A 988-nucleotide genomic window follows, 5' to 3' on the forward strand; every position below is an offset into this window, starting at 1 on the left:
CACGCCGCCGATGACGAAGAACGCGAACGACGTGGCCAGGTAGAGGTCACACTCTCCTGACGCGACGAGAATCACGGAACCGGGTGTGACGACAGGGAAGGTGCCGGACACGAACGGGACATGAGCAACGACGAGATCTTCGCCGCTGCCTATCGCGAGCACTACTGGGCGGTCAGCCGCTATGTCGCGCGGCGACTGGACGGGCGGGCCGGCGAGGTGGAGGAAGTGGTGGCGGAGGTGTTCACGGTCGCCTGGCGGCGCCGGGCCGACCTGCCCTCCTCTCCACTGCCCTGGCTGTACGGCGTGGCACGCAACTGCCTGGCCAACGCGGTGCGCGGCCACGGACGCCGCCGCCGGCTCGTCGACCGGCTCGGCAACGACGACACCGCGCACGGACGGCACATCGCGGTGGGCCCCGAGGCGGACACGCCCGGCGGCTGGGTGCACGAGGCACTCGCCCGGCTCTCCGCGGCCGACCAGGAGGTGCTGCGCCTGACGGCCTGGGAGGAACTCGGCATCGACGAGGTCGCGATCACCCTCGGCTGCGGCAGGCGGGCCGCAGCGATGCGGCTGCACCGGGCTCGCCGCCGCCTCAGAGCCGAGATCGACGGGATGCGTCCCGCGGCCATGGCGGACTCGGCGGACTTGGCGGACACGGGACACTCACTGGGCGAGGGGGATCGCCGATGACCGACGTCCTCTCCGAGCCCGGGGCGGCGGCGGGTGACGGTCCACCGAGGGCGCGCCCCGTCAGCGCAGCGGACGCGCGTGCGCTGTCCGGGTCCGGGATCGGTTGCGCCGCACGCGTCGGGTCCGGGCCTGTGGCCGGCCCCGCCGTGCACGTCCTCTCCAGGGACGGGATCGCGTGTAGAGCACACGCCCTGTCCGGGGTGGTCGGCGGCGCCGCACGAGCGGTGTTCGGGGTCGGGATCGGTTGCGCCGCACGCGTCGTGTCCGGGCCTGTGGCCGGCCCCGCCGTGCACGTCCT

At 73.7% G+C, this 988-nt stretch carries 1 protein-coding gene; it reads left to right on the plus strand.

Going from position 1 to position 988, the window contains the following annotated elements:
* Positions 1 to 120 precede the first annotated feature (120 nt).
* Positions 121 to 690, plus strand: a complete 570-nt coding sequence (locus GTY47_RS02215) for a sigma-70 family RNA polymerase sigma factor (RefSeq protein ID WP_010037957.1) — start codon at positions 121 to 123, stop codon at positions 688 to 690.
* Positions 691 to 988 lie beyond the last annotated feature (298 nt).

Source organism: Streptomyces sp. SID5464 (genome assembly GCF_009862985.1).
In the GTDB taxonomy this organism is placed as follows: Bacteria; Actinomycetota; Actinomycetes; order Streptomycetales; family Streptomycetaceae; genus Streptomyces; species Streptomyces chartreusis_D.